General features: G+C 69.5%; 20 protein-coding genes. 10 read left to right on the forward strand and 10 right to left on the reverse strand.

Features of this window, described 5'->3' with window-relative positions; translation table 11 throughout:
- Positions 1-86 precede the first annotated feature (86 nt).
- The gene (locus J2851_RS21410; RefSeq protein WP_209768743.1) at positions 87-1,364 is read left to right on the forward strand and encodes a multidrug effflux MFS transporter; all 1,278 of its coding nucleotides are present in this window, start codon (positions 87-89) and stop codon (positions 1,362-1,364) included.
- Positions 1,365-1,373: 9 nt separating this feature from the next.
- On the opposite strand, the gene J2851_RS21415 is transcribed toward J2851_RS21410, so the two are convergent.
- Complete coding sequence (locus tag J2851_RS21415) at positions 1,374-2,153, reverse strand: molybdate ABC transporter substrate-binding protein (protein ID WP_209768744.1); 780 nt, start codon at positions 2,151-2,153, stop codon at positions 1,374-1,376.
- A 185-nt stretch (positions 2,154-2,338) separates the two neighbouring features.
- Here J2851_RS21415 and J2851_RS21420 point away from each other — a divergent pair, with 185 nt between their 5' ends.
- The 6 genes from J2851_RS21420 to J2851_RS21445 all read left to right on the forward strand — a co-directional run bounded on the left by J2851_RS21420 (position 2,339) and on the right by J2851_RS21445 (position 9,815).
- The gene (locus J2851_RS21420; RefSeq protein ID WP_209768810.1) at positions 2,339-3,271 is read left to right on the forward strand and encodes a LysR family transcriptional regulator; all 933 of its coding nucleotides are present in this window, start codon (positions 2,339-2,341) and stop codon (positions 3,269-3,271) included.
- Positions 3,272-3,549: 278 nt separating this feature from the next.
- Positions 3,550-4,038, forward strand: coding sequence for a formate dehydrogenase subunit gamma (locus J2851_RS21425; RefSeq protein WP_209768745.1), 489 nt, complete (start codon positions 3,550-3,552; stop codon positions 4,036-4,038).
- On the forward strand, positions 4,035-5,600 hold the full coding sequence (locus tag J2851_RS21430) for a formate dehydrogenase beta subunit (RefSeq protein ID WP_209768746.1): 1,566 nt from the start codon (positions 4,035-4,037) through the stop codon (positions 5,598-5,600). The genes J2851_RS21425 and J2851_RS21430 overlap by 4 nt, the downstream gene beginning before the upstream one ends.
- A gap of 126 nt (positions 5,601-5,726) precedes the next feature.
- Positions 5,727-8,555: a formate dehydrogenase subunit alpha gene (gene fdhF / locus J2851_RS21435; protein ID WP_370881322.1), complete on the forward strand. Its 2,829-nt coding sequence runs from the start codon at positions 5,727-5,729 to the stop codon at positions 8,553-8,555.
- A 218-nt stretch (positions 8,556-8,773) separates the two neighbouring features.
- Positions 8,774-9,559, forward strand: coding sequence for a formate dehydrogenase accessory sulfurtransferase FdhD (gene fdhD, locus J2851_RS21440; protein ID WP_209768747.1), 786 nt, complete (start codon positions 8,774-8,776; stop codon positions 9,557-9,559).
- A gap of 22 nt (positions 9,560-9,581) precedes the next feature.
- Complete coding sequence (locus tag J2851_RS21445) at positions 9,582-9,815, forward strand: formate dehydrogenase subunit delta (protein ID WP_209768748.1); 234 nt, start codon at positions 9,582-9,584, stop codon at positions 9,813-9,815.
- Between the two features lie 126 nt (positions 9,816-9,941).
- Here J2851_RS21445 and J2851_RS21450 read toward each other — a convergent pair whose 3' ends face one another.
- From J2851_RS21450 to J2851_RS21475, 6 genes are all read right to left on the reverse strand, one after another.
- Entirely contained in the window at positions 9,942-11,036 is a 1,095-nt protein-coding gene (locus J2851_RS21450; protein ID WP_209768749.1) for a spore photoproduct lyase family protein, read from the reverse strand.
- A gap of 36 nt (positions 11,037-11,072) precedes the next feature.
- Entirely contained in the window at positions 11,073-11,279 is a 207-nt protein-coding gene (locus J2851_RS21455) for a DUF1656 domain-containing protein (RefSeq protein WP_209768750.1), read from the reverse strand.
- Positions 11,280-11,292: 13 nt separating this feature from the next.
- A complete protein-coding gene (locus J2851_RS21460; RefSeq protein ID WP_307418814.1) occupies positions 11,293-13,326 on the reverse strand; it encodes an FUSC family protein in 2,034 nt (677 codons plus the stop codon).
- A 14-nt stretch (positions 13,327-13,340) separates the two neighbouring features.
- Positions 13,341-14,240: an efflux RND transporter periplasmic adaptor subunit gene (locus tag J2851_RS21465; RefSeq protein ID WP_209768754.1), complete on the reverse strand. Its 900-nt coding sequence runs from the start codon at positions 14,238-14,240 to the stop codon at positions 13,341-13,343.
- A 201-nt stretch (positions 14,241-14,441) separates the two neighbouring features.
- Positions 14,442-14,891: a MarR family winged helix-turn-helix transcriptional regulator gene (locus tag J2851_RS21470; RefSeq protein WP_246500821.1), complete on the reverse strand. Its 450-nt coding sequence runs from the start codon at positions 14,889-14,891 to the stop codon at positions 14,442-14,444.
- Positions 14,892-14,996: 105 nt separating this feature from the next.
- Entirely contained in the window at positions 14,997-15,896 is a 900-nt protein-coding gene (locus J2851_RS21475; RefSeq protein ID WP_209768756.1) for a LysR family transcriptional regulator, read from the reverse strand.
- A 289-nt stretch (positions 15,897-16,185) separates the two neighbouring features.
- On the opposite strand from J2851_RS21475, the gene J2851_RS21480 reads away from it, so the two are divergent.
- The 3 genes from J2851_RS21480 to J2851_RS21490 all read left to right on the forward strand — a co-directional run bounded on the left by J2851_RS21480 (position 16,186) and on the right by J2851_RS21490 (position 19,584).
- Positions 16,186-17,367, forward strand: coding sequence for an MFS transporter (locus tag J2851_RS21480; protein ID WP_209768757.1), 1,182 nt, complete (start codon positions 16,186-16,188; stop codon positions 17,365-17,367).
- Between the two features lie 25 nt (positions 17,368-17,392).
- Positions 17,393-18,217, forward strand: coding sequence for an aldo/keto reductase (locus J2851_RS21485; RefSeq protein ID WP_209768758.1), 825 nt, complete (start codon positions 17,393-17,395; stop codon positions 18,215-18,217).
- A 116-nt stretch (positions 18,218-18,333) separates the two neighbouring features.
- Positions 18,334-19,584, forward strand: coding sequence for a hypothetical protein (locus tag J2851_RS21490; protein WP_209768759.1), 1,251 nt, complete (start codon positions 18,334-18,336; stop codon positions 19,582-19,584).
- 146 nt (positions 19,585-19,730) lie between these two features.
- Here J2851_RS21490 and J2851_RS21495 read toward each other — a convergent pair whose 3' ends face one another.
- From J2851_RS21495 to J2851_RS21505, 3 genes are read right to left on the reverse strand one after another with little or no spacing between them, the layout of a single operon-like run.
- A complete protein-coding gene (locus J2851_RS21495; protein WP_209768760.1) occupies positions 19,731-20,744 on the reverse strand; it encodes a TRAP transporter substrate-binding protein in 1,014 nt (337 codons plus the stop codon).
- A 34-nt stretch (positions 20,745-20,778) separates the two neighbouring features.
- A complete protein-coding gene (locus tag J2851_RS21500) occupies positions 20,779-22,056 on the reverse strand; it encodes a TRAP transporter large permease (protein ID WP_209768761.1) in 1,278 nt (425 codons plus the stop codon).
- A gap of 41 nt (positions 22,057-22,097) precedes the next feature.
- The gene (locus J2851_RS21505) at positions 22,098-22,613 is read right to left on the reverse strand and encodes a TRAP transporter small permease (protein ID WP_209768763.1); all 516 of its coding nucleotides are present in this window, start codon (positions 22,611-22,613) and stop codon (positions 22,098-22,100) included.
- Positions 22,614-22,744 lie beyond the last annotated feature (131 nt).

A 22,744-nucleotide genomic window follows, 5' to 3' on the forward strand; every position in this document is an offset into this window, starting at 1 on the left:
GTGATTGTTGCAACTGCAAAATTCCGGATGGCCGGGCTGCGCTCTTTGGGTTTGTGGAGCCCGCCGCAGCGCTTCACACTGCCAGCATGCCGAACACGCCCCCTCCCCCCGCCCAAAGCCCGCCCCAAACGCCCGCCGGAACGCAGGACGTCCGCTTCGGCGAATTCGTCGCGCTGATGGCGCTGCTGATCGCGCTGACCGCCCTGTCGATCGACATCATGCTGGTAGCACTGCCGGACATCGCGCAGACCTACGCGCTGACCGGGGCGAACGACCGCCAGCTGATCATCACCGCCTACATGCTGGGCCTGGCGGTCGGCCAACCCTTCCACGGCCCGCTGTCCGACCGGTTCGGGCGCAAGCCGATCCTGGCCGTGGGCCTGATCATCTTCGCCATCGGGTCGCTGGGCGCCGCCTTCGCCCCCAGCTTCACCACGATGCTCGCCGCCCGCGCCTTGCAGGGGCTGGGCGCCGCGGCGCCGCGGGTGGTCGCCATCGCCATCGTGCGCGACCGCTTCCTCGGCCGCGAGATGGCGCGGGTGATGTCCTTCGTCATGATGATCTTCATCATCGTGCCGGTCATCGCGCCGAGCCTGGGCGAGGGCATCCTGCGCCTGGGCACCTGGCCGTGGATCTTCGGCGCGCTGTTCCTGGCGAGCGCCTTCGCCTTCGCCTGGTCGATGCTGCGCCTGCGCGAGACGCGCCGGCCGGAGGACCGCATGTCGCTGACCCCCGCCGCGCTCGGCCACGCCTTCCACAGGGTGGTCACGACCCGCGCCACCGTCGGCTACACCACGGCCATGGGCTTCCTGTTCGGCGGGCTGCTGAGCTACGTCGGCAGCGCCCAGCAGATCTTCCAGGACGTCTATGGGCTGGGCAGCCTGTTCCCCGTGGCCTTCGGCGCCATCGCCGGGGTCATGGCGCTGGCCTCGCTGACCAACGCGCGGTTCGTCGGGCGCGTCGGCATGCACCGCGTGTCGCACATGGCGCTGATCGGCTATGTGGCGGCCGGCACGGTCATGGCCCTGATGGGCTTCCCGGAGCACCCGCCCCTGCTGGTGCTGGGCCTGTTCATGGCGGTGATCTTCTACTGCTTCGGCCTGATCGCGCCGAACTTCAACGCCATGGCCATGGAGCCGCTGGGCCATGTGGCCGGCATGGGGTCGTCCTTCGTCGGCTTCTACAGCACGGCGACCGGCGCCATCGTCGGCATGGTCATCGGCCGGTCCTTCGACGGCACCGTGCGGCCGCTGATCATCGGCTTCGTCTGCCTGGGCTATCTGGCGCTGGCCACCGTGCTGGTGACCGAGGGCGGAAAGCTGATGCGCTCCCACCACGCGCCGGCCCCGCAGGCCGGGGAATGAGCCCGGCGCTCAGGGCTTCGTGAGACCGTAGCGTTCCAGCACCGCCTGGCCGACCTCCGACAGGATGTGGTCGGCCAGCGCGTTGCCCCGTGCCGCGTTCCCCTTCTTCAGCACGACGAGGCCGTAGACCGCCCCGACGGCGAGCGATTCGGGAATGGCGACGACCTTCAGCACCGGCTCCTCCTCCACTGCCAGGCGGGCGTTGGTGCAGTAGGTGAGGAAGACGTCGGCGCGGTCCTGCTCCATCAGCCAGCCGTAGACGCTGCGGTCGTCCGGCGGCTTCGGCGAATCGGGCGCGCCGGTCAGCTGCATGGCCTTGGCGCGCAGCACCCGCCCGCTGCCGGGGCGCAGCGCGTCGGCCTTGGCGAACAGCTCCCACGCGTGGTCGCCGGCCGCGTCGGCCTTGGGCGTCGCGGTGCCGACCCGCACCGCGGGGTCGAGCAGCCGGTCGAGCAGCGTCGCGCTGGTCAGCGCCACCGGCGGGCGGGCCAGCGCGCAGAACGGGTTGCGCGCGAAGGGCCGCGCCGGCATCGCCTGCCCGCCCTGGGCCAGCGCCTTGGGATGCTCCATGTTGGTCGAGGCGAAGACGTCGGCCGCGGCGCCGCCGGCCAGTTGGTCCTTCAACAGGCGGTCCTTCAGCGCGCCGGATGGGCCGAAAGTGGCCTCCACCCGAATGCCGGTGATCGCCTCGAAGTCGCGGGCGACCTCCGTCAGGGCCGGCTTCAGGCTGCCCGCCGCGAACAGCCGGACCGTGTCCTCCGCCGCCGCCAAGCCGGCGACCATCATCATAGCTCCACCGAGACAAAATCCGGCAAGGCGACCCAGCTTGCCCGTCATGCGTCCCCCAAGCTCCAGAACCCTTGAGTTCCTGCATGCCCGGAACCCCGCTTGCCGCGTGTCCACGCCCGCATGCATAATTTACGGAGAGCCGGAATTTCTGCAAATCCGGCCTTCTGCATTATGGGAGAAACGCCCTGTTCCGCAAGTTCAACTATCTGTTGGCGCTGGCGCGCGAGCAGCACTTCGGGCGCGCGGCGGAGGCCTGCCACGTCTCGCAGCCGACCCTGTCCAACGCCATCCGCCAACTCGAAGAGGAGTTGCGCGTCCCCATCGTGGAGCGCGGGCAGAAGTTCGCCGGCTTCACCACCGAAGGGTTGAAGGTGCTGGAATACGCCCGCCGCATCGTGGGGGAGCGGGACGGGATGTATCAGGAGCTGGCGGCGCTGACCAAGGGTCTGTCCGGCCACCTGCGCATCGGCGCCATCCCGACCGCCCTGCCGGTGGTGCCCCTGCTGCTCGCCCGATTCGCGGAGCGCTACCCGCACATCCAGTCCAGCGTGGTCTCGCTCAGCTCCCGCGACATCCAGCGCGACCTGGACACCTTCGAGCTGGACGCGGCGGTGACCTATCTGGACAACGAGCCGCTGAACAACGTCCGCACCGCGCCGCTGGTGTCCGAGCGGTATTTCCTGCTGGCCCCGCGGACCAGCCTGCCGGAAGGCACCGCCAGCGTCCGCTGGGCCGACGCGGCCGACCTGCCGCTCTGCCTCCTGACGCCGGACATGCAAAACCGCCGGATCGCCGACGCCGCCTTCCGCATGGCCGATCGCAAGGTGACCCCGCTGGTGGAGACCAACTCCATCGTCACGCTCTACACCATCGCGCGCGGCGGTCTGGGCGCCAGCGTGGTGCCCAGCCAGCTGCTGACCCTGGTGGCGCCGCACCCGGACGTGGTGGCCCTGCCGCTGGTCGAGCCGGACCTGACCTACGCCGTCGGCCTCGTCTACGCCGACCGCGAGCCCATCGCCCCGCTGACCAAGGCGCTCGCCGCCGTGGCCGGCGAAAAGGGCCTGGGCGACCGCATCCGTGCCATCACCGAGGACGCGCTGGCGCCGTGGAGAAGGTGACAGCATGGTCTTCTAACCCTCTCCCCTCTGGGGAGAGGGCAGGGTGAGGGGGTCCCGCCACCTTGGTACGTCCGGCACACGCACAACCCCCTCACCCTAACCCTCTCCCCAGAGGGGAGAGGGGATGTGCCGCGGTAACGCCCCAAGCGCGATAGCCAAACCCTATCACCGCATCAAGAAATCAAATTTGCCGCCTCCCCGATCGTCCGCCACCCTAACGGACGAGACACGAAACAAGCGCCCCACCGGGCTTAAGCCGGGGCGCGGGGGAGGAGACCATGAACGCTCGATCTCCATGGAACGCGGAGCGCGCCGCGGCGATCGTCGAGGCCAACCGGCACCTGCGCGGCAACCTGCTGCCGATCCTGCACGCCCTGCAGGAGGAGTTCGGCTGCATCGACGAGGACGCCGTGCCCCTGCTGGCCAGCGAGCTGAACCTGTCGCGCGCCGACGTGCACGGGGTGGTGTCCTTCTACCACGAGTTCCGCCGCACCCGCCCGGGCCGCCACACCATCAAGGTCTGCCGGGCGGAGGCCTGCCAGTCGATGAACGCCGACGGGCTGATCGACCACATCCGCCGCCGCCTGAAGGTGAACTTCCACGAAACCACCGCCGACGACGCCTTCACGCTGGAGCCGGTCTTCTGCCTGGGCAACTGCGCGCTGGCCCCCGCCATGATGGTGGACGAGACGCTGCACGGCCGGGTCAGCCCCGGCCGGTTCGACAGCATCGCCGCCTCCACCCTCGCCGCGGAGGCCGCCCGATGAGCGCCACCATGCACACCGTCTACGTTCCGCGCGACGCCGCCGCCCTGTCGGTGGGCGCGGAGGAGGTCGCGGCGGCGATCCGGGCGGAGGCGACCAAGCGCGGCCTGCCGCTGCGCATCGTCCGCAACGGCTCCCGCGGGATGCTGTGGCTGGAGCCGCTGGTCGAGGTGGAAACGGCGGAGGGCCGCGTCGCCTACGGGCCGGTGAGTGCGGAGGACGTGCCCGGCCTGTTCGACGCCGGCTTCCTCCAGGGCGCGGAGCACGCGCTGGGCCATGGCCTGACTGAGGCGATCCCCTACTTCGCCAAGCAGGAGCGGCTGACCTTCGCCCGCTGCGGCATCATCGACCCACTGTCGGTCGAGGATTACCGGCTGCACGGCGGCTTCCGCGGGCTGGAGCGGGCGCTCGCCATGACGCCGGCGGAGATCGTCGCGGAGGTGACGGAGTCCGGCCTGCGCGGCCGCGGCGGCGCCGGCTTCCCGACGGGCATCAAGTGGAACACGGTGCTGAACGCGTGGGCGGACCAGAAATACATCTGCTGCAACGCCGACGAGGGCGACAGCGGGACCTTCGCCGACCGCATGATCATGGAGGGCGACCCCTTCTGCCTGATCGAGGGCATGACCATCGCCGCCATCGCGGTGGGCGCCACCGAGGGCTACATCTACATCCGCTCCGAATACCCGCACGCCGTCGCGACGATGCGCGAGGCGATCCGGCTGGCCTATGACGAGAAGTGGCTGGGCGACGCGATCCACGGCACCGCCCACCGCTTCCACCTGGACGTCCGCGTCGGGGCCGGCGCCTACATCTGCGGCGAGGAGACCTCCATGCTGGAAAGCCTGGAGGGCAAGCGCGGCACCGTCCGCGCCAAGCCGCCGCTGCCGGCGCTGGAAGGCCTGTTCGGCAAACCGACGGTGGTCAACAACGTGCTGTCGCTGACCTCCGTGCCGGTCATCCTGGACAAGGGCGCGGCCTACTACCGCGACTTCGGCGTCGGCCGGTCGCGCGGCACGCTGGCCTTCCAGCTGGCCGGCAACATCAAACACGGCGGCATCGTGGAGAAGGCCTTCGGCGTCACGCTGCACGAGCTGCTGTACGAGTTCGGCGGCGGCACCATCACCGGCCGGCCGATCCGCGCGGTGCAGGCCGGCGGCCCGCTCGGCGCCTATCTGCCGCCGTCGCTCTTCGACCTGCCCAAGGACTACGAGGCCTTCGCGGCGGTGGAAGCGATGGTCGGCCACGGCGGCATCGTGGTGTTCGACGACGGCGTGGACATGGCCCGCCAAGCGCGCTTCGCCATGGAGTTCTGCGCGGCGGAATCCTGCGGAAAGTGCACCCCCTGCCGCATTGGTGCTGTCCGCGGGGTGGAGGTGATGGACCGCATCATCGCCGGGCAGAATGTGGCGGCCAACGTCACGCTGCTCCAGGACCTGTGCGAGGTCATGACCGACGGCTCCCTCTGCGCCATGGGCGGCATGACGCCGATCCCCGTGCGCAGCGCGCTGAAGCATTTCCCGGAAGATTTCACCCGCAGCCCCACGGCTGTCGCGGCCGAGTGACCGCTTGCCCCCTCCCCGACCCTCCCCCGCGTTGCGGTGGAGGGAGTCTGGTCCCCTCTCCCGCGCCAGCGGGGGAGGGTTAGGGAGGGGGCCTTGACCGGCGCTTCCCCAAAAAGGATTGAGACCATGTCGAACACCATGTCGGTCGGGGACATCGATTACGGCACCCCGGCCCGCGACTCCGCCACGCTGGTGACGCTGGACATCGACGGGCGCTCCGTCACCGTTCCGGAGGGCACGTCCGTGATGCGCGCGGCCATGGAGGCCGGCATCACCATCCCGAAGCTGTGCGCGACCGACAGTCTGGAGCCCCACGGCTCCTGCCGGCTGTGCATGGTGGAGATCGAGGGGCGGCGCGGCACGCCGGCCAGCTGCACGACGCCGGTGGCGCCGGGCATGAAGGTGCACACCCAGAACGACCGGCTGGGCCGGCTGCGCCGCGGCGTGATGGAGCTGTACATCTCCGACCACCCACTGGACTGCCTGACCTGCCCGACCAACGGCAATTGCGAGCTTCAGGACATGGCCGGCGCCGTCGGCCTGCGCGCCGTCCGTTATGGCTTCGAGGGTGAGAACCACCTGAAGGCCGAAAAGGACGAGAGCAACCCCTACTTCACCTTCGATCCGTCCAAGTGCATCGTCTGCTCCCGCTGCGTGCGGGCCTGCGGCGAGGTGCAGGGGACCTTCGCGCTGACCATCGACGGCCGCGGCTTCGACAGCAAGGTCTCGCCGGGCGCGCTGGAAAGCTTCATGGACAGCGAGTGCGTGTCCTGCGGCGCCTGCGTCCAGGCCTGCCCGACCGCGACCCTGACCGAAAAGTCAGTCATCGAGCTGGGCCAGCCGGAGCACAGCGTCATCACCACCTGCGCCTATTGCGGTGTCGGCTGCTCCTTCAAGGCGGAGATGAAGGGGACGACCGTGGTGCGCATGGTCCCCCACAAGGACGGCGGCGCCAACGAGGGGCATTCCTGCGTCAAGGGCCGCTTCGCCTGGGGCTACGCAACCCACGCCGACCGCCAGACCAAGCCGATGGTCCGCGACAGCATCGACGAGCCGTGGCGCGTCGTGTCGTGGGAGGAGGCGATCAGCTTCGCCGCGCAGCGCCTAATGGCGGTGCAGGCCAAGTACGGCCGCGGCTCCATCGGGGGCATCACGTCCTCCCGTTGCACGAACGAGGAGGTGTATGTCGTCCAGAAGATGATCCGCGCCGCCTTCGGCAACAACAACGTCGACACCTGCGCCCGCGTCTGCCATTCGCCGACCGGATACGGCCTGAAGCAGACCTTCGGCACCTCGGCCGGCACGCAGGACTTCCGCAGCGTCGATCAGGCCGACGTCATCCTGGTCATCGGCGCCAACCCGACCGACGGGCATCCGGTGTTCGGCAGCCGCATGAAGAAGCGGCTGCGCCAGGGCGCGAAGCTGATCGTGCTCGACCCACGCCGCATCGACTTGGTGCGCAGCCCGCACGTCGCGGCGACGCACCACCTCCAGCTCCAGCCCGGCAGCAACGTGGCGGCGCTGAACGCGCTGGCCCATGTGGTGGTGACCGAGGGGCTGGTGGCCCGCGACTTCGTCACCGAGCGGTGCGACCCGGTCGAGTTCACCCGGTGGGAAGCCTTCATCCGCGACCCGCGCCACAGCCCGGAGGCGGTGGAGGAGCACACCGGCATCCCGGCGGCCGAACTGCGCGCCGCGGCCCGCCTCTACGCCACCGGTGGCAACGCGGCCATCTACTACGGCCTCGGCGTGACGGAGCACAGCCAGGGCTCCACCGCCGTGATGGGCATGGCGAACCTCGCCATGGCGACCGGCAACATCGGGCGCGACGGCGTCGGCGTGAACCCGCTGCGCGGCCAGAACAACGTTCAGGGCTCCTGCGACATGGGCAGCTTCCCGCACGAGCTGACCGGCTACCGCCACGTGTCGGACGACGTGGTGCGCCAGCAGTTCGAGGCGGTGTGGAACGCCACGCTGGACAGCGAGCCCGGCCTGCGCATCCCCAACATGTTCGACGCCGCGGTGGACGGCAGCTTCAAGGGCCTGTTCGTGCAGGGCGAGGACATCGCCCAGTCCGACCCCAACACCCAGCATGTGTTCGCGGCGCTGCGCGCCATGGAGATCGTCGTCGTGCAGGACCTGTTCTTGAACGAGACCGCCGCCTTCGCCCACGTCTTCCTGCCCGGCACCTCCTTCCTGGAAAAAGACGGCACCTTCACGAACGCGGAGCGCCGCATCAACCGCGTGCGCCCGGTGATGCCGTCCCAGACCGGCAAGCAGGAGTGGGAGGTGGTGTGCGAGTTGGCCGCCGCCATGGGCTATCCCATGCGCTACGAGCACGGTTCACAGATCATGGACGAGATCGCCCGCCTGACCCCGACCTTCGCCGGCGTCAGCTTCGCCAAGCTGGACCGGGTGGGCAGCGTGCAGTGGCCCTGCACCGACGAGGACTCGGTCGGCACGCCGATCATGCACGCCGACGGCTTCGTGAGGGGCCAAGGACGCTTCATGATCACCGAGTATGTGCCGACGCCGGAGCGCGCCTCGCGCTTCTACCCGCTGATCCTGACGACGGGGCGCATCCTCAGCCACTACAACGTCGGCGCCCAGACCCGCCGCACCGCCAACGTGGCCTGGCACCCGGAGGACATCCTGGAAATCCACGCCCACGACGCGGAGCAGCGCGGCATCCGGGACAACGATCTGGTCTCCATCGCCAGCCGCATCGGCGCCACGACCCTGCGCGCCCGCATCTCCGACCGCATGCCGCAGGGGGTGGTCTACACCACCTTCCACCACCCGGTGACGGGCGCCAACGTGGTGACCACGGACAACTCCGACTGGGCCACCAACTGCCCGGAATACAAGGTGACGGCGGTCCAGGTGACCCGCAGCAACCACCCGTCGGATTGGCAGATCCAGCGCGGGGCGGTTGTGGAGGTGGCGGCGGAGTGAGGGGGTCCCCTCTCCCGCGCCCTTAATCCCCTCTCCCCTCTGGGGAGAGGGTTAGGGTGAGGGGGTCCCGCCACCTTGGTACGTCCGGCACACGCGCAACCCCCTCACCCGGCGCTACGCGCCACCCTCTCCCCGGAGGGGAGAGGGACCCCCCTCACCCTCCCCTCTCCCCGGAGGGGAGAGGGAAAAGGAACGCCGTTGGGGATTGGAGAAGACGCATGCTCACCCTCGCCCATTCGCGGCCAGCCAGCGGGACCGGTTTCCCCACCCCCGCCAACCAGGCCGACATCACCTGGCTGGTCGCCGAGGAAACCCCGGTGGCGTTCGAGTACAATGGGCGGTCGCACGCCGTCATGATGGCGACGCCGGCCGACCTGGAGGACTTCGCGCTGGGCTTCAGCCTGTGCGAGGAGATTGTCGGCTCCCCCGCCGACATCGACCGCGTCACGGTGCGCAGCGTGGAGGAAGGCATCGTCCTGGGGATCGAGGCCGACCCGTTGCGACTTCTGCGCGGCTCGCTGCGGCGGCGCTCCTTGGAGGGGCGGAGCGGCTGCGGGCTGTGCGGGGTGGACAGCCTCGCCAACGCGGTGCGGGTGCCGCCGCCGGTTACGGCCTCCTTCACGCCGTCGGTGGAGGCGGTGGCCGCCGCCTTCGCCGCCCTGCCCGACCACCAGCCGATGAACCGCGCCAACCGCTCCCTGCACGCCGCGGCCTGGGCCGATCCGACCGGTCGCATCCTGCTGGCGCGCGAGGACGTCGGCCGCCACAACGCACTGGACAAGCTGGCCGGCGCGCTGGCGCGGGAACGGGTGGACCGGTCCGGCGGCTTCGCCGTCATGTCCAGCCGTTGCAGCTTCGAGCTGGTGCAGAAGGCCGCGACCATCGGCATCCCGCTGCTCGCCACCATCTCCGCCCCCACCGCGCTGGCCCTGAAGCTGGCGCGCGACGCCGGCATGGCGCTGGCCGCGCGGTCGCGCGGCGACGGCGTCATGCTGTTCCGTTGATTTTCTCGCCCTGGAGTTTGTGATGCACGCCCACGATCCCGCCCACAATCCCGTCCGCGACCTTGTCCGCATGGCGAACCAGATCGCCGGCTATTTCCAGTCCTATCCGCGCGAAGAGGCGGTGACCGAGACCGCCGGCCACATCCGCAGCTTCTGGGAGCCGCGCATGCGCCAACGCCTGCTGGAGCATGTGGGCGCTGGTGGCGAGGGGCTGCATGAGATCGCGTTGCAGGCGGCGGGGCAGTTGCGGGCGTAGCGGGGTTTTTGCCCCCTCCCTAACCCTCCCCCGCTTTGCGGTGGAGGGAACTGCCGCCGCGGTGCCCAAGTCCCCTCTCCCGCGGAGCGGGGGAGGGTTAGGGAGGGGGCCGGAAACATCCGCGCCTCAAAACGCGTAGCGGACCCGGCAATAGGGCAGCTCGCGCGCCAGCACCTCGCGGAAGCGCGCGATCATCTTGCCCTTCAGGCCGGCGCGGTAGCGGACGTTGACGGCGCCGTTCTCCGACGTCTTCGCCTCCTGCCAGCGCGGGGTCCAGAGATAGTCCTCCGCTTTGGGGTGCCAGCGCAGGTTCACCCCGTGCAGATCCTCGTTGTGGGTGAGGAAGATCACCTCAGCGGCGAGCTGCGCCTTGGCCTGCATGTCGAGTGCGGCGTCCACCTGGCGGAAGAGGTCGGCGTAGTCGGTGGTCCAGCCCTCGTAGACCACGACGGGGCTGAAGTTCAGGTGCACCTCCCACCCCGCCCGGACGAAGTCGTTGATGGCGACGATGCGCTCGGGGATGGGGGTGGAGCGGACGTCCAGCGTGCGGGCAAGGTGCGCCGGCATCAGGCTGAAGCGGATGCGCATGCCGCCCGCCGGGTCGTAGGACAGCAGGTCGCGGTTCACGTACTTCGTCGCGAAGCTGCCCTTGGCATTGGGCAGGCGGCGGAACAGCGCGGTCAGGTCACAAACGTTGTCGGAGATCAGGGCGTCCACGGAGCAGTCGCCGTTCTCCCCCACGTCGTAGACCCAGGCGCGGGGGTCGATCTGATTGGGCTCCGTCTTCGGCCCTTGTTTGGCGGCGTGGCGCTCGATGGCGGCCATGATGCCGTCGATGTTCACGAAGGTGGTGATGGGGTTCGCGTAGCCCTTGCGCCGCGAGACGTAGCAGTAGGCGCAGGCCATGGCGCAGCCGTTGGAATGCGACGGCGCGATGAAGTCGCCACTGCGCCCGTTCGGCCGGCAGGCCAGCCCCTTCTTCACGCCCAGCACCAGGACCGTGCGCTTCGTGCGCACCCAGCTCTCCACCGCCTGCTCGTCGCCGTGCAGGTCGGGGATGTTCCAGTGGGAGGGGACCTCGATCCGCTCGGCGTCGGGGAAGCGGCCCAGGATCGCTTGCCCGCGCGGGTGGGCCGCGGCGGCCGGTTCCACGAAGATGCGCGCGACGTCGAGCGGCGGGAGGGTGGCGGCGTCGGGGAGCGGGGTGTCGGGGGTCAGCATGGGGAAGGAGGTGGGTCGACGGCGGAGGATTTCACCTCACCGCAGCTGCCCGGTCAACGCCGTCAGCGCGCCCAGCAGGACGACGTAGAGCGCGAGGTCGAACAGCGGCGGGTGCCAGACCCAGCCGTAGAAGCCCACGGCGCGCAGGCCGCGGCGCAGCAGGCCGGACAGGCCCCAGGCCAGCACGGCCAGGATCAGCAGCGGGGGGATGAACAGGCCGTAGACGTCGATTTCGCCGATCATGGGATCACCCAGCTCAAGCAACGGATTCAAGGAGGACCGGCGGCGCCACTGGCGCCGTTCCGGGGAACAGGCTGCGCCGCAGGCCGGCCAGGGCGACCACCGCGCGGTCGCGCTCCGGCGAGCGGGGCTCGGCCGCGACGTTGGACAGGGCGGCGTCGAGCATGGGCAACACCTCCGCCGGGGTCGGGGTCGGGCGCTTGGCCGACAGGTCGCGGAAATGCTGGCCCACCGCACCCAGCAGCTTCGCCACATGCGGGGCCGCCGGGGCGCCGAGCGCGCGGCGGGCGCGCTGAAGCTCCGCGATGTTCAGGCCGATGCGCAGGTCGTTGACCGCGTCGGCGGCGGACAGGTCGCGCTGCTGCGACCCGGCCAGCGCCAGACGCGAGGACAGCAGGCCGACGCGGTCGAGCATGCGGTTCTCAAAACTGCCGGCAGGAGTACCGCCGCGCGCCGCGGTCATCGCCGCGATCTCCCGCCAGCCAGCGTGCAACAGGCGCCGGGCGCTCCAGGCCGCGCCGACGGAGCGGCAGAGCTGCGTCACCACCAGCGCCGTGGCGATGCCGACCACTTGCCCCAGGTTGCTGTTGAGGAAGGAGGCGAAGTCGCCCTGCCCCGTGTCCATCAGGCTGAGCGAGCCGCCCACCCCCATCAGCAGCGCCATGGCCTTGCCCATGGTCGCCGGCCGCGCCACGAAGACGCCCAGCACCAGGAAGGTCGGCGCCAGCCCGAGGACAAGCAGCGGGTAGCTGTCGAAGTTCGGCAGGATGACCAGCAGGTAGAAGGCGGCCAGCGGCACCGACAGCACGGTGAAGACCAGGAACATCCGGATGCCCGGCACCGGGTCGTCGAGCGAGGCGAAGAAGCAGACGAAGACCGCCGTCATCATCGCCGCCGCCGATCCCGACGACCAGCCGGTGGAAATCCAGAAGGCGCAGACCAGCGCGATAGCCAGCACCGCCGCCGCCCCGGACCACAGCGCCATGCCGTGGTCGAGGTGGAAGATGCCGCGCGAGCGGGTGCGGGCCAGCGGGTCCAGGTGGTCCGGCAGGGCGGAGTTGCCCTTGCGGATGTTGTCCCGCAGGTCGCGGCAGTCCTGGTGGATGTCGACCATGGCGCGCAGGCGGTTCAGCAGGTTCAGCAGCGTGGCCTCGCGCCAGCCGGATTCGGTGCCGATCGCCGGCATCAGCCGGTCGAGTGCCGCGCGCAGGGTGGCCGTGTCGTCGGCCGCCGCGTCGCGGGCGATCCACAGCTTCACCCGCTCCAGCACCGCGGCGACTGCGGGCGGTAGTTCGCCATCGTCGGCGCTGAGCGCGGCCAGCCGGTCCTCCACCGCCGCCAGGACCGGCAGCAGGTAGGCCATGCGGTCCTGGAGCGCGCGCACGGAGCGGGTCATCCAGCGCACGTCCGACGTGTCGTAGGGCAGATGCGTCGCCATCCCCCGCAGCTCGCTGATGTCGCGGGCGAGCTTCTGGCGGTCTTGCGCGCTGGCCGCGTTGCCGTTGAGGGCATCCAGCGTCCAGCGCTCCGCGTCGCGCAGCGTGGCGTCGAGCCGGCCGAGCAGGACCGGGCCGAGGCTCTGCGGGAACACGACGCTGTGCACGACGGTGGCGCAGACGATGCCCAGCAGGATCTCCTCCACGCGGGCCAGCCCGGTGTCGAAGATGCTGCCGGGGTCGGTCACCGCCGGAAAGCCGATCAGCCCGACCGTGTAGCCGGCGAGCATGAACACGTAGCTGGACGGCGTGCGGTCGAGCAGCGAGATGTAGAGGCAGACCGCCACCCACAGGCCGAGCGCCAGGGTCAACAGCTCCGGCGCGTCGGCCAGGGTCGGCACCAGGGCGATGGCCCCGGCCGAACCCAGCGTCGTGCCGAGCACGCGGTACAGCGCCTTGGAGCGCACGGCGCCCGACAGCGGGCCGGACACGATGTAGGCGGTCAGCATGGCCCAGAAGGGCCGCGGCAGCCCCATGCCGAAGGCGACGTAGAGCGCCATCATGGAGGCGGCGAAGGACTTGAGGGAGAACAGCGCCTCCCTCCAAGTCGGCACCAATGTCTTGAGTTTCATAGCCCCGCTACGGTCTTGGGCTGGGCCCCGCGGTCCTTCACGACTTCGACGGTCACGGTGCGGCCGGCGACGAGGTCGCGGGGGTCGGGCACATGCTCCAGCCGCACGCGCACGGGAATGCGCTGGGCGAGCCGCACCCAGTTGAAGGTCGGGTTCACGTTGGGCAGAAGGCCGGTGCCCTCCGTCCGGTCGCGGTCGACGATGGCGCGGGTGACGCTGTCCACATGGCCGCGCAGCTTGTCCGCCACGCCCATGATGGTGACGTCCACCGGGTCGCCGACGTGGATGCGCGGCAGCTTCGTTTCCTCGAAATAGCCGACCACGTAGAAGCTGTCGCTGTCGATCACCGCGATGACCGGCTGGCCGGCGGTGACGTAGTTGCCTTCCTTCAGCTGAAGGTTGGTGACGAAGCCATCCACCGTGGCCTTGACCTGCGTCCGCTCCAGGTTGAAGCGGGCGAGGTCCAGCGCCGCCTCCGCCTGACGTGCCGCGGCGGCGGCCTTGTCCATGGCCGAGGCGACCTCCTGCTTCTGCGCGGTGGAGACCACGTTGGTGCCCAACTGGTTGTAACGGCCGAATTCCGCCTTGCGGTAGCCGAGTTCGGCGCGGGCGCTCTGCAGGTTGGCCTCCGCCTGCTCGACGGCGAGCTGGTAGCGGTTGGGGTCGATGACGAACAGCACGTCGCCCTTGTGGACCGGCTGGTTGTCGACGACCTTCACCTGCGTGACCAGCCCGGCGACGTCGGGCGACACCTGGACGATGTCGGCGCGCACGCGGCCGTCCCGCGTCCAGGGCTGGTTCATGTAGTAGTCCCACAACCACCAGCCGGCGCCCAGCGCCGCCACCGTCACCACCAGCGTGACCGCGAAACGGGTCAGGAAAGACAGGAATCTCACGGGTTTTGTCCTAGAAGCGGATTCTTGGTGACCGAAGCGGCTGCTTTCAAAGCCCTTCTCCCCTTGGGGGAGAAGGGTTGGGATGAGGGGTCGTTACCGCCGGAAGGCGGGAAAAATTTCCGGCCAGCTCCGCTGGCGCCACCCTCACCCCAACCCCTCTCCCCTCAAGGGAGAGGGGCTTTGTGCGGTTCCACGCGGTGGTCACGGCCGCAGGTTCTTGGCGTTGGTTTCGATGACCGACAGCACGCGGAGGCAGGCGTCGATGTCCTGCGGCGGGGCGCCTTCCAGGATGCGGCGGCGCACGCCGTTCAAGGCCGCGTTCACCCGCACCAGGAGCGCCCGGCCCTCGTCGGTGAGGTGCAGCGTCTTCGCCCGGCGGTCGTCGGGATCCTCGCGCCGCTCGACCAGCCGGGAGGATTCCAGGCAGTCCAGAAGGCGGACCAGCGACGGCCCCTCCACCCCCATCTCCTCCGCCAGTTCGCGCTGCCGCATGCCATCGCCGAGTTCGCTCAGCAGCATCAGCGGCGAGATCACCGAGGAGGAGAAACCGCAGTCGGCCAGCACCTTGTTCGCCTCGCGGCGCCACAGGTGCGCGGCGCGGAACAGGTGGATGCCGAAGCTGGCCGGGAAGCCCAAGGGCTCCTCGTCCAACGTCGTGGCGTCCAAAGGCCCAGCGGAGGTGGGTGTATTCGTTGTCATGCCTATTTAATAGGTTACCTATCGATTACCGTCCAGTGACCCATCGGGTTCCCGGCGTCATTGCAGACATGCGCGCAGGCGGGGGGTCATGAAGTCGAGGAAGGCCTGGACCCGACGCGGCGCGCGTTCCCGCCCCAGGTAGACGGCGTGGAAGGCCTCGCTGTCGACCAGCACGTCGTCGAGCACGGAGACGAGCCGCCCCGCGGCGAGGTCCGCCCGCACGTGGAACTCCCCTAGCCGCGCCAGCCCGAGACCGAGCACCGCCATGTGGCGCACCGTCTCGCCGTTGTTGGCGACGATGCGCGTGTCCACCTCGCGATCCACCAGCCGGCCGCCACTCTTCAGCGGCCAGACCGCGGCGGCGCGGCGGAAGTTGAAGCCCAGGCAGTCGTGATGCTCCAGATCGGCGGCGCTCAGCGGCGTCCCCTTGCGCGCGAGATAGTCCGGCGAGGCGACGATCCGCCGCCGCACCTCGCCCAGCCGCACCGCCAGCAGCGCGGAGTCGGTCAGCCGACCGGCGCGGAAAGCGACGTCGGCTTGCGCGGCGTAGAGGTCCACCACCTCGTCGGTCAGGGTCAGGTCCAGCCGGATGTCGGGGAAAGCGCGGGTGAATTCCGGGAGAAGCGGCAGCAGGCAATGCCGCCCGAAGGGGACGGAGACGGTGACGCGGATCAGCCCCGTGGGCGCGCGGGCGCCGCCCGCCACCTCCGCGTCCAGCGCGTCCAGTTCGCCCAGCAGCGCCTCGGCGCGTTCCCGGTACAGCTCCCCCTCCGCCGTCAGGCGCAGGCGGCGGGTGGAGCGCTCGATCAGGCGCACGCCCAGCCGCTCCTCCAGGCGGGTGATCAGCTTGGCGGTGGAAGACGGCGTCATGCCGACCTCCCGCCCCGCCGCGCTGAAACTGCCCAGCGCCGCCACGCGCAGGAAGACCTTCATGTCCCAGGCCCGCGTGTCGCTCATGTTTCTCCCTCAATCCTGCAATTTCACCCTCTCCCAGCCCCGCTGGGAGAGGGAGGGACCCGCCGCAGGCGGGAGGGTGAGGGCTAGGATTCTCGGGATAACCTTGCCCTCACCCTTCCCACGCCTTTGGCGTGGGCCCCTTCCCTCTCCCGCCGGAGGCGGGCGAGGGAGGTTGGCCCATCTTGTCATGCAATGACAAGATCATGGGAATCCGGACGGTATTCCGCATCCCGGCCTTTTGCCTCATCTGATGCGGCCTGCACAGTCCGCATGGATGGGAGTCCTTGTCATGCCACTCGCACTGCTGGCGCTGGCCATCAGCGCCTACGCGATCGGAACCACGGAGTTCGTGGTGGTCGGCCTGCTGCCGACCGTCGCCACCGACCTGAACGTCAGCCTGCCGCTGGCCGGCATGGTGGTCAGCGTCTACGCGCTGGGCGTCACCTTCGGCGCGCCGGTTCTGACGGCGTTGACGGGCGGGGTGCGGCGCAAGGCGCTGCTGCTCGGCCTGATGGGCATCTTCGTGGCCGGCAACCTTTTGGCCGGCTTCGCCCCGAATTACGAGATGCTTCTGGTCGCGCGGGTGCTCAGCGCCTTCGCCCATGGCGTGTTCTTCTCCGTCGGCTCGACCATCGCCGCCGACCTCGTGCCGGAGGACAAGCGCGCGTCGGCCATCGCCATGATGTTCTCCGGCCTGACCATCGCCATCGTCACCGGCGTGCCCATGGGCACCTGGATCGGCCAGCATTTCGGCTGGCGCGCCACCTTCCTGGCCGTCTCGGCGCTGGGCGTGATCGGCGCGCTGGGCGTGGCCGCGCTGGTCCCGGCGAAGCTGAGCCAGCCGCCGGCCGCCGGCCTCGGCGCCCAGGTCCGCGTGCTGGGCAAGCCGCGGCTTCTGCTGGCCTTCGCCATCACCGCGCTGGGCTACGGCGGCACCTTCGTCGCCTTCACCTTCCTGGCGCCGATCCTGGAGACGATCACCGGCTTTTCCAACAGCACGGTCAGCTTGGTGCTGGTCCTCTATGGCGCTGCCATCGCAGTCGGCAACGTGGTGGGCGGCAAGGTCGCCAACCGGCGCCCGGTCCGCGCGCTCGCCTGGCTGTTCGCCCTTCAGGCCGCCGTGCTGATCGTCTTCACCTTCACCGCCGCCAGCCCGGTGCCGGCGCTGGTGACGCTGGCCGGCATGGGCGCCCTGGCCTTCGCCAACGTCCCGGGCCTCCAGCTCTACGTCGTGCAGCTGGCGCAGCGCCACGCGCCGGGGGCGGTGGACGTGGCGTCGGCCCTGAACATCGCCGCCTTCAACCTGGGCATCGCCGCCGGCGCCTTCTTCGGCGGGCAGGTGGTGGATTCGGCCCTGGGGCTGGCCGCGACACCGTGGGTCGGCGGACTGTTCGTGCTGGGCGGGCTTGCCCTGACGCTGCTGAGCGGCGCGCTCGACCGCCGCGACGGCACCATTGCCCAGGCCGCGTGATTTGTTTCAAGGAAAAGGAAAAGCGATGCACAACGTCACCGCCAACGGCGCTTCCATCCCGGCCCTCGGCTTCGGCACCTTCCGCATGAGCGGTCCGGACGTGCTGCGGATGGTCCCACAGGTTCTGAAGCTCGGCTACCGCCACATCGACACCGCGCAGATCTACGGCAACGAGGCCGAGGTCGGCGAGGGCATCGCCAACTCCGGCGTCAAGCGCGGCGACGTCTTCCTGACCACCAAGGTGTGGGTCAGCAACTACAAGCGCGCCGACTTCCTGCGCTCCGTCGACGAGAGCCTGGGCAAGCTGCGCACCGATTACGTGGACCTGCTCCTGCTGCATTGGCCGAACGAGGCCGTGCCGCTGGCCGAGCAGATCGGCGCGCTGAACGAGGTGCAAAAGGCCGGCAAGGTCCGCCACATCGGCGTCAGCAACTTCAACCGCGCCCTGCTGACCGAGTCCGTGCGCCTCAGCGACGCGCCGATCGTGACGAACCAGATCGAGATCCACCCCTACATCGACCAGTCCGTGATGCTGGAGGCGGCGCGCAAGGCTGGGCAGTCGGTCACCGCCTACTACGCCATGGCCGACGGCAAGGTGTTCGCCGACCCGGTCCTGAAGGACATCGGCGCACGTCATGGAAAGAGTGTCGCCCAGGTCGTTCTGCGCTGGCTCGTGCAGCAGGAGGGCGTCATCGCCCTGTCCAAGACCGTGGGCGAGCAGCGCGCGGCGGAGAACCTCGCCATCTTCGACTTTGAGCTGACGGCGGAGGAGATGGCGGCCATCCACGGCCTCGCCCGGCCCGATGGGCGCATTGTCAGCCCGGACGGTCTGGCGCCCGTCTGGGACTGACCGGCGGCCTGTCAAGCATCCTTATGACGGAAGGGGGTATGGGGCGGTTTGCTTGGACGCCCTGCCCCCTTTTCGCGTAAGAGGCTGCTTCGACAGGACGTGAGGGAGGCCCTTGTATGGTGGGGAAACGCAGCCTTGCCGCGTGGATGCTGGCCGCCGGAATCGGCGTGTCCGGGAACGCCCTGGCGGCGGATACACCGTCCGCGCTGGCCGCGAAGACCTGCGGCGCGCTGGTGTCGCGCGTGGACGAAATCCCCGGCACCGGCCCGGTGTTCCTGCGCAGTTACGACAGCCAGTTCGGCATCGGCCAGACCAGCGAGCTGGCGCTGGGCAACGCCGCCTTCACCTACGACAACGCGCTGGCGGTGATCGCGCTGGTCGCCTGCGGCAAGCAGCCCCAGGCGCTGCGCATCGGCGAATCGCTGTTGTCCGCCGCCACGCTGGACCGCGCCCGGCTGAAGGGCCGGCTGCGCAACGCCTACCGCGCCGGGCCGCAGAACCAGAAGCCGATCCCGCCCATGGGCTGGTGGGACGTGACCGCCAACCGCTGGTTCGAGGATCCCTATCAGGTTGGCAGCGCGACCGGAAACGTCGCCTGGGCGGGGCTCGCCCTGATGACGCTGGGCGAGGCGACGGGGGAGGAGCGGTTCCGCAACGGTGCCGCCGAACTGGCGCGCTGGATCGTCAAGACCGCCGGCGACCCGCGCGGCCCCGGCGGCTACACCGGCGGCGTCCAGGGCTACGACGACAAGCCGCAGCCGCTGACCTGGAAGGCGACGGAGCACAACACCGACCTCGTCGCGCTGTTCGTCTGGCTGGAGCGCACGAAGACCGCTGGTGACTGGGCCGGCCCCGCCAAGGCGGCGCGCGGCTTTCTGGACGCGATGTGGGCGGCGGGGGATGGGCATTTCCCGACGGGGACGACGCCGGACGGCATGACGGTCAACCGCGCGACCTCCGGCCTCGACGCGCAGCTCTGGCCGCTGCTGCTGGCGGGCGCGCCGGAGGAGTGGCGCGCGGCGCTGGGCTATGCCGAAAAGGCGCACGGGGTGGACGGCGGTTTCGACTTCAACGACGACCGCGACGGCATGTGGGTGGAGGGCACGGCGCAGGCCGCACTGACCTACCGCGCGGTGGGCCGGCTCGAGGATGCCGACCGCCTGCTGGCCGAGGTGGGCAAGGAGATCAGCCCCGGCGGCTATGTCTGGGCGACGCGGCCGGACAGCATTACGACCGGCCTTGCGATCGGGCCGGACAGCACGACGGACGATTTCCGGTATTATCGGCGCCCGCACCTGGGGGCGACCGCCTGGGCGGCGCTGGCCGCGGTGGGGTGGAACCCGTTCACGGGGGAACGGGTGAGGTGATGTTTGTGGGGTGGGGAGTGGTCGCGTTGGGCCCCCACCCTAACCCTCCCCCACTTCGCGGGGGAGGGGATTGGCTCCTCCCCCCGTCGAAGATGGGGGGAGGTTGGGAGGGGGGGCCCAACACGACCACCCTCCCAAACAAGCGCTTACTTCCGGACCTTGGCGATCTCGGCCTGGAGATCCTTCAGCTGCTCGGCACCGCCTTCCGCCGCGAACTTGTCCATGGCGGGCTTGACCATCTCGCGCATGCGGCCGAGCTCGGCGTCGCTCAGCTCGTTGATCTGCATGCCCTTGTCCTTCAGGTAGGCGATGGACTGCTTGGAGGCGTCGCGGCTGTCCTTGCGCTCGAAGTCGCGCGAGGCGACGGCGGCTTCGTTGATGATCTTGCGCTCATCGGCCGACAGGCCGTCGAACCAGCGCTTGGAGGCCAGAACGATCCAGGGGCTGTAGACGTGCTTGGAAATGGTCAGGTACTTCTGGACCTCGTAGAACTTCGAGGACTGGATGGTCGTGACCGGGTTCTCCTGGCCGTCGACGGTGCCGGTCTCCATGGCGGTGAACAGCTCCGAGAAGGACAGCGGCACGGCGTTGGCGCCGAAGCCGTTGAACATGTCGATGTAGACCGGGTTCTGCATGACGCGCAGCTTGATGCCCTTCAGGTCCTCGACCTTGGTGACCGGGCGCTTGCTGTTGGTCAGGTTGCGGAAGCCGTTCTCCCAGTAGACGAGGCCGACGAGGCCCTTCTCGTCCAGCTTGGCCGCCAGCTTCTGGCCGAACGGGCCGTCGAACACGGCGTCGGCCTCCTGCTCGTTGTTGAACAGGAACGGCAAGTCGAACACGGCGAAGTCCTTGACGATGCCGACCAGCGTGGCGGTCGAGCCGACCATCATCTCCTGCGCGCCGCCGATCAGGGCGTTCTGCATCTGGATGTCGCTGCCCAGGCTGGCGTCGGCGAAGCCCTTCACCTTCAGCTTGCCGCCGGAGCGCTTCGCCATCTCGTCAACGAAGAACTTCACGGCGCGGCCCTGGTTGCTGCTCTCCGACAGGCCATAGCCGAAGCGGATCAGGCGCGGCTTGATGTCCTGGGCGTTGGCGGCGACAGGGGCCAGGGCGGCGGCGGCGAGGCCGGTCGCGACGAGGAGGGAACGCAGGAACTTCATGGGTCGATCTCTTCCCTGGATGGAATTGATTTGTTTAGCGGAACATGTGGAGGGGGCCCGTGATGATCTCCGGAACGGCGATCAGCAGGGCGGTCAGGACGAGGTAGGTCAGCAGGAACGGCCAGATGCCGCGGGTGGCGCTTTCCAGCGAGATGCGGGCGACGCCGCACACCACGTTCAGCACCGTGCAGACCGGCGGGTGGATCAGGCCGAGCGTGCCGATCAGGACGAACATCACGCCGAAGTAGGTCGGGTCGATGCCGGCAGACACGGCGAGCGGGGTCAGCACCGGGCCCAGCACCAGGATGGTCGGCGTCAGGTCCATCACCGTGCCGACGGCCAGAAGCAGCAGCGCGATGGCGGCCATGAGGATCTTCGGGTGGCCGAGCAGCGGGGCCAGCATTTCGTTCATCTGCTGCGGCAGGTCGGCCAGCGTCACCATGTAGGAGGACACCAGCGCCGCGGCGCAGAGGAACATGACCGTGCTGGTGGTGCGCGCGGCCTGGACGAACAGCGGCATCAGGTCCTTCACCGCGACCTGGCGGTAGATGAACAGCGCCACGAACAGCGAGTAGACGGCGGCGACCACCGCGGCCTCGGTCGGGGTGAAGATGCCGCCGCGCAGGCCGCCGATGATGATGACCGGCAGAAGCAGCGCCCACAGCCCCTCGACCAGCGCCCCCCGGCGCTCGGCCCAGCTGGCCTTGGGCTGGAGCTTCACCTCCATGCCGCGGACCACCCACAGCCAAGCCAGCACGAGGCCGGCGCCCATCATCAGGCCGGGCACGATGCCGGCCATGAACAGGCTGCTGATCGAGGTGTTGGTCGTCACGCCGAAGATGATGAAGGGCATGCTGGGCGGGATGATCGGGGCGATGATGCCGCCCGACGCGATCAGGCCGGCGGAGCGCGGCACCGGATAGCCGTGGTCGCGCATCATCGGGATCAGCAGGGTCGCCAGCGCCGCCGTGTCGGCGATGGCCGAGCCCGACAGGCTGGCCAGCATCACCGAGGCGCCGATGGTCACGAAGCCCAGGCCGCCGCGGATGTGGCCGACCAAGCTGACCGCCAGGTTGATGATCCGCTGCGAGATACCGCCGGCGTTCATCAGCTCGCCGGCCAGGATGAAGAAGGGCACCGCCATCAGCGGGTAGTTGTCGGCGCCGCTCAGCATGTTCTGGGCGACGAGCTGCGCGTCGAAGAAGTCCAGGTGCACCATCAGCGCGACGCCGGTCAGCATCAGCGCGAAGGCGATGGGCATGCCGAGCAGCATCAGCCCGAACAGCGAGGACAGGAAGACCGTGAGAGCCATGGAACGGGGTCCCGAATCAGAAAGGCATCAGTGCCCGGGCATCAGTGTTCGACGAGCACGCCTTGCGGCGCGCTGCCGGGAACCACCGCGTCGCGGTCACCGGACAGGATCTTCCAAAGGTTCGCCAGGATGGTCAGCGCCATGGCGATGGCCGGGAAGAAGCCGGCGGCGGCGTAGAAGGCCATCGGGAAGCGCAGCACCGTGGAATAGGTCTGCGTGCCGATCAGCAGCTGCGTCCAGCTGCCCGTCACGAACAGGTACAGCGCGTAGAGCATCAGCAGGTGGCTGACCACCGCGCAGGCGCGGCGCACGGAGGCCGGCAGGCGGGCCTGCAGGAAATCCAGCCCCAGGTGCTGGTTGCGGCGCAGCGCCAGCGTGGCGCCCAGGAACACCAGCCAGACGAACATCAGGCGGGCGATCTCCTCGGCGGCGACGATGCCGCTGTTGAAGATGTAGCGAAGCACCACGTTGCCGAAGACCAGCGCCACCATCACGGCGAGCATCAGCGCCATGATCCATTCGGTGACGCGCTCCAGCGCTGCAACCACGCGATTCATGCACACTCCTTGGCCCCGCGCGACCGGGCACGCGCGGGACTCACGTTTGATCGGCAAGCGGCGGAGAACGGGAGAAGGCCGGCGCGGCCGGATCCCCAGCCGGAACACCGTTGGCTTCCTCCCGTCGGTCT

The sequence above is a fragment of the Azospirillum rugosum genome (genome assembly GCF_017876155.1).
GTDB classification, from domain to species: Bacteria; Pseudomonadota; Alphaproteobacteria; order Azospirillales; family Azospirillaceae; genus Azospirillum; species Azospirillum rugosum.

What these genes read in the sequence shown, in the direction of transcription:
- J2851_RS21410 (WP_209768743.1), top strand. Translation starts at nt 87, where the DNA reads ATGCCGAACACGCCCCCTCCCCCCGCCCAAAGCCCGCCCCAAACGCCC.
- J2851_RS21415 (WP_209768744.1), bottom strand. Translation starts at nt 2,153, where the DNA reads ATGATGATGGTCGCCGGCTTGGCGGCGGCGGAGGACACGGTCCGGCTG.
- J2851_RS21425 (WP_209768745.1), top strand. Translation starts at nt 3,550, where the DNA reads ATGAACGCTCGATCTCCATGGAACGCGGAGCGCGCCGCGGCGATCGTC.
- J2851_RS21430 (WP_209768746.1), top strand. Translation starts at nt 4,035, where the DNA reads ATGAGCGCCACCATGCACACCGTCTACGTTCCGCGCGACGCCGCCGCC.
- fdhF (WP_370881322.1), top strand. Translation starts at nt 5,727, where the DNA reads ATGTCGAACACCATGTCGGTCGGGGACATCGATTACGGCACCCCGGCC.
- fdhD (WP_209768747.1), top strand. Translation starts at nt 8,774, where the DNA reads ATGCTCACCCTCGCCCATTCGCGGCCAGCCAGCGGGACCGGTTTCCCC.
- J2851_RS21445 (WP_209768748.1), top strand. Translation starts at nt 9,582, where the DNA reads ATGCACGCCCACGATCCCGCCCACAATCCCGTCCGCGACCTTGTCCGC.
- J2851_RS21450 (WP_209768749.1), bottom strand. Translation starts at nt 11,036, where the DNA reads ATGCTGACCCCCGACACCCCGCTCCCCGACGCCGCCACCCTCCCGCCG.
- J2851_RS21455 (WP_209768750.1), bottom strand. Translation starts at nt 11,279, where the DNA reads ATGATCGGCGAAATCGACGTCTACGGCCTGTTCATCCCCCCGCTGCTG.
- J2851_RS21475 (WP_209768756.1), bottom strand. Translation starts at nt 15,896, where the DNA reads ATGAGCGACACGCGGGCCTGGGACATGAAGGTCTTCCTGCGCGTGGCG.
- J2851_RS21480 (WP_209768757.1), top strand. Translation starts at nt 16,186, where the DNA reads ATGCCACTCGCACTGCTGGCGCTGGCCATCAGCGCCTACGCGATCGGA.
- J2851_RS21485 (WP_209768758.1), top strand. Translation starts at nt 17,393, where the DNA reads ATGCACAACGTCACCGCCAACGGCGCTTCCATCCCGGCCCTCGGCTTC.
- J2851_RS21490 (WP_209768759.1), top strand. Translation starts at nt 18,334, where the DNA reads ATGGTGGGGAAACGCAGCCTTGCCGCGTGGATGCTGGCCGCCGGAATC.
- J2851_RS21495 (WP_209768760.1), bottom strand. Translation starts at nt 20,744, where the DNA reads ATGAAGTTCCTGCGTTCCCTCCTCGTCGCGACCGGCCTCGCCGCCGCC.
- J2851_RS21500 (WP_209768761.1), bottom strand. Translation starts at nt 22,056, where the DNA reads ATGGCTCTCACGGTCTTCCTGTCCTCGCTGTTCGGGCTGATGCTGCTC.
- J2851_RS21505 (WP_209768763.1), bottom strand. Translation starts at nt 22,613, where the DNA reads ATGAATCGCGTGGTTGCAGCGCTGGAGCGCGTCACCGAATGGATCATG.